Source organism: Streptomyces sp. RP5T, assembly GCF_003933965.1.
In the GTDB taxonomy this organism is placed as follows: Bacteria; Actinomycetota; Actinomycetes; order Streptomycetales; family Streptomycetaceae; genus Streptomyces.
Genome location: NZ_RSAJ01000638.1, coordinates 1 through 4,510 on the forward strand (window position 1 = coordinate 1; position 4,510 = coordinate 4,510).

A 4,510-nucleotide genomic window follows, 5' to 3' on the forward strand; every position below is an offset into this window, starting at 1 on the left:
TCAACGCGCTGCTCATCGCCTCCGAGCACGCCCTCGCCCGGATCGCCGCCGAGCTGGGCGCCCCCGGCACGGCCCGCCACGCGCGCGCGGAGCGCCTCACGACGGCCCTGGTGGAGCGGCTGTGGGACCCGGCGAGCGGGATGTTCCTGTGCCGGGACCTCATGGCCCCCGCCCCGGACGGGCGCGGCGCCCCGATCCCCGAGCGCGGTGTCTCCGGACTGATCCCGCTGCTCCTCCCGGGCCTCCCGCGCCCCGTCGTCCGGGCCCTCCTCGGCACCGTGTCCGGGCCCCGCTTCGGGCTCGGCACCACCACCCGCCTCCTGCCCAGCTACGACCTCCTCGGCGAGGCCTTCGACCCGCACCGCTACTGGCGCGGCCCGGCCTGGTTCAACACCGCGTGGCTCGTGGAGCGGGGGCTGCGCACCCACGCCGAGCACCGGCGGGCCGACGCGCTGCGGGAGTCGGTGCTGGACCTGGCGGCGGCCACCGACTTCGCGGAGTACGTCGACCCGTACACCGGCGAGGCCTGCGGCGCGACCGGCTTCGGCTGGACGGCCGCGCTCGCGCTCGACCTGCTCCACAGCGACACCACCAGCACGGCGGACAGGGCACTCAAGGGAGGGGACCGGCGATGACGGACCGGCATCATCTGCTCGTGCACGGCGGGACGTTCGCCGCCGTGGGCGACGGCGGGGACATCAGCGGAGTGCGCAACGGCAGCTCACCGGACGGCCTGTTCGTACGGGACGCCCGGCACCTGAGCCGCTGGCAGCTCACGATCGACGGGGCGGTCCCCGAGGCCCTGTCCCCGGTCGCCGACGGGGATGCCGCGCGCTGTGTCCTGGTGCCGCGAGGCGGCCGTCAGGAACCCCCCGCGCACACCCTCTTCCGCGAACAGGCGGTGGGCGACGGCTCGTTCGTCGAATCCCTGCGGGTCACCAGCAACCGCCCGGTGCCGACGACGGTCCGGCTCGCGGTCACCGCGGACGCCGACTTCACCGACCAGTTCGAACTGCGCTCCGACCACCGCACCTACACGAAGACCGGCGCCACCCGCACCCGTGAAGTCCTGGACGACGGCGTGGAGTTCGGCTACCAGCGGCACGAATGGCGGTCCTTGACGACGGTGACGGCCGACCCCGCCCCGGACGCCGTCGAGGAGACCGGCACCGGAGCCAGGCGGCTGGTCTGGACGCTCGACCTGGAACCGCACGGCACGGCCGAGCTGACCCTGCGCGTGATGGCCCGCCCGCACGGCGACAAGCGGGCCCGCCGGGTACCGAGCTCGCCCGCCGCGGTGAACCGGCAACTCCTGCGGATGGAGGGTGAGTTCGTGGAGGGCGTGGCCTTCCCGACCGGCTGGCCGGAGCTGGCGGCCGCCTGTGCCCGGGGCCTCGCCGACCTGGCCTCGCTCCAGGTGCCGGCGACCGGTCCGGACGGCGAGGAACTGCGCGTGCCCGCCGCGGGCGCCCCCTGGTTCCTGACCCTCCTCGGCCGGGACGCCCTCCTCACCTCGCTCTTCGCCCTCCCCTACCGCTCCCGGCTGGCCGCGGCGACCCTGCCCGCGCTCGCCGCGACCCAGGCCACCGAGACCGGCGCGGCCTCGGTGTCCCAGCCCGGCAAGATCGTGCACGAGGTGCGGCACGGGGAGCTCGCGCACTTCGAGCAGGTGCCGTACGGCCGCTACTACGGCTCGGTCGACGCGACCCCGCTGTTCCTCGTACTGCTCGGCGCGTACGTGGAGCAGACCGGGGACACCGCCCTCGCCCGGCGCCTGGAGTCCCACGCCCGCGCCGCGGTCGGCTGGATGCTCGACCACGGCGGCCTCACCTCGCGCGGCTACCTCGTCTACCGCGCCGACCAGGGCGGCCTCGCCAACCAGAACTGGAAGGACTCCCCCGGGTCGATCTGCGGCGCCGACGGGAGCCGCCCGAGCGGCCCGGTGATGGCGGCGGGCGCCCAGGGCTACGCGTACGACGCGCTGCGCCGGACCGCGTGGGTCGCGCGCACGGTGTGGGGGGACGAGACGTACGCGGCGCTCCTCGAACAGGCCGCGGCGGACCTGCGGGACCGCTTCCAGCGGGACTTCTGGATGCCGGACCGCTCCTTCCCGGCCCTGGCACTGGACGGGGAGGGCCGGCAGGTCGACGCGCTGGCCTCCGACGCCGGGCACCTGCTGTGGTCCGGGCTGCTCGACAAGGAGTACGGCGAACTGGTGGGCCGCCGCCTGCTCGAACCGGACTTCTTCTCGGGCTGGGGCGTGCGCACGCTTGCCTCCGGCCAGCCGGCCTACCACCCGCTCTCCTACCACCGGGGCTCGGTCTGGCCGCACGACAACGCGCTGATCGCGCTGGGACTCGCCCGCTACGGCCTGCACGACGAGGCGCGGGCGGTGGCGCACGGACTGGTGGACGCGGCGACGGCGACCGGGCACCGGCTGCCGGAGGTACTGGCCGGGTACGGACGGGAGTCCCACGGCGAACCGGTGCCCTACCCGCACGCGTGCGTGCGGGAGGCGCGCTCGGCAGCGGCACCGCTCGCGCTGCTGACGGCGGTCGGCGGCGCGTAGCGCTCCGCGGGTAAGCCGTGGGGCGCACGCGGCTCCTGAGAACCTGTTGGCCGGGCGTTTGCCCGGTGTTTGCTCCGACCGGTGAACTGGGGCCCTGAGCCCTCCGTACGGGACTGTGGCGGATCCGAGACCCCATATCGGGTCCGCCTTCCACCAGGACCGCATGGAAGGACCCTCGGGTGTCCGAGACCCTTGCAGAGAGCACGTCGTCCGAGGCCGAGGCGACGGGCGGGGACAGTGGGCCGGCCGGGAAGCCGTCCTGGCGCGGCGCGCACCCCACCGCCGTACGCAACCTGCGGTGGGCCCTGGACGCCCTCGCCCTGCTGCTCGTGCTCGGGGCGCTGCTCCTGCCGAACAAGGTCCCCTATCTGCATCCGCGGGCGTTCGTGCGGATTCCGGCCGAGGCGATCCTCGGGGCGGCCGTGACGCTCGCGCTGCCGCGCCGGCCGCGGCTGGTGGTGGCCGTGGTGTCCGGCGTGGCGCTCGGGGTGATGACGGTCCTGAACCTGCTCGACATGGGGTTCAACGACTACCTCGGGCGGCCCTTCAACGCCGTCCTGGACTGGGAGCTGCTCGACGACGCGCAGTCGTACGTCGCGGACTCGATGGGCGGGGCGGTCGCGGTCGCGGCCGTGGTCGGCGTCGTCGTCCTCGTGCTCCTGCTGCTGACCGTCATGACGCTGGCGACGGTCAGGCTGAGCGGCCTGCTGGTCCTGGACCGGCGGCTCGCCACCCGGGGAACCCTCGTCGCCGCGACCGTCTGGGTCACCTGCTCCGCCCTCGGCCTCCAGGTCTTCGGCACGCCGCTGGCCTCCGAGCACACCGCGGCGCTCGCCACGGCCCAGGCCAAGCGGGTGCTGTACACCGTGCGGGACGAGGCGGAGTTCCAGAAGGTGGCCAGGGCCGACGCCTTCGGCAACACACCGGGTGCGCAGCTGGTGCCCGACCTGCGCGGCAAGGACATGATCTTCACCTTCATCGAGAGCTACGGCCGCAGCGCCATCGAGGACCCGGCCATCGCGCCCGGCGTCGACAAGACCCTCGACACGAGCACCGCGGCCCTCGCGAAGGCCGGCTTCCACGCGAAGAGCGGCTGGCTGACCTCGGCGACGTACGGCGGCAGCAGCTGGCTCGGCCACTCGACGACCCTCTCCGGCCTCTGGATCGACAACCAGCAGCGCTACCGCACGGTCATGGCCAGCGACCACCTCAGCCTCACCAAGGCCTTCAAGAAGACCGGCGCCTGGGACACGGTCGGAGTCATGCCGGGCATCCAGAAGGGCTGGCCGGAACAGCGGTACTACGGCCTCGACAAGGTCTACAACGCCTTCCAACTCGGCTACCAGGGACCCAAGTTCAGCTGGTCGACGATGCCTGACCAGTACGCCCTGGAGGCCTACCAGCGTCAGGTCCACGGCAAGAAGCGCGACAAGCCGCTGATGTCCGAGATCATCCTGACCTCCAGCCACCAGCCCTGGGCGCCCATCCCGAAGATGGTCGACTGGGACGACCTCGGCGACGGCTCGGTTTTCAAGCCCATCCAGAAGGCCGGCAACAAGGCCTCCGACATCATCGCCGACCCCGCCCGTTCCAAGCAGGAGTACGGCAAGTCCATCTCCTACTCGGTGACTTCACTGACCCAGTGGCTGGAGCGGTACGGCACCGACGACACGGTCCTCGTCTTCCTCGGCGACCATCAGCCGATCGCCCGGGTCAGCGGGGAGAACGCCAGCCGTGACGTGCCGATCTCCATCGTCGCGAAGGACCCGAAGATCCTCGACAAGATCGACTCGTGGAACTGGACGGACGGCCTGAAGCCGGCCCCCAACACCCCCGTCTGGAAAATGAGCTCCTTCCGAGACCGCTTCCTGAAGGCGTACGGCTCGACTCCGCATCCGTCGGAGGGGTAGGGGGCGCCTGTTGGGGTGCCGGGTTCGGTTG

At 72.7% G+C, this 4,510-nt stretch carries 2 protein-coding genes and 1 pseudogene; all 3 read left to right on the forward strand.

What is annotated here, in order from left to right; translation table 11 throughout:
• Positions 1-635: pseudogene (locus EHS43_RS38130) on the forward strand (hypothetical protein); the annotation flags it as partial.
• Complete coding sequence (locus tag EHS43_RS38135) at positions 632-2,569, forward strand: glycogen debranching N-terminal domain-containing protein (protein ID WP_125195185.1); 1,938 nt, start codon at positions 632-634, stop codon at positions 2,567-2,569. The pseudogene EHS43_RS38130 and the gene EHS43_RS38135, both read left to right, overlap by 4 nt.
• Before the next feature lie 179 nt (positions 2,570-2,748).
• Positions 2,749-4,479 carry a CDP-alcohol phosphatidyltransferase gene (locus EHS43_RS38140; RefSeq protein WP_125195186.1) on the forward strand — a complete coding sequence of 577 codons (1,731 nt, stop codon included), beginning with the start codon at positions 2,749-2,751 and terminating at the stop codon, positions 4,477-4,479.
• Positions 4,480-4,510: the final 31 nt, after the last annotated feature.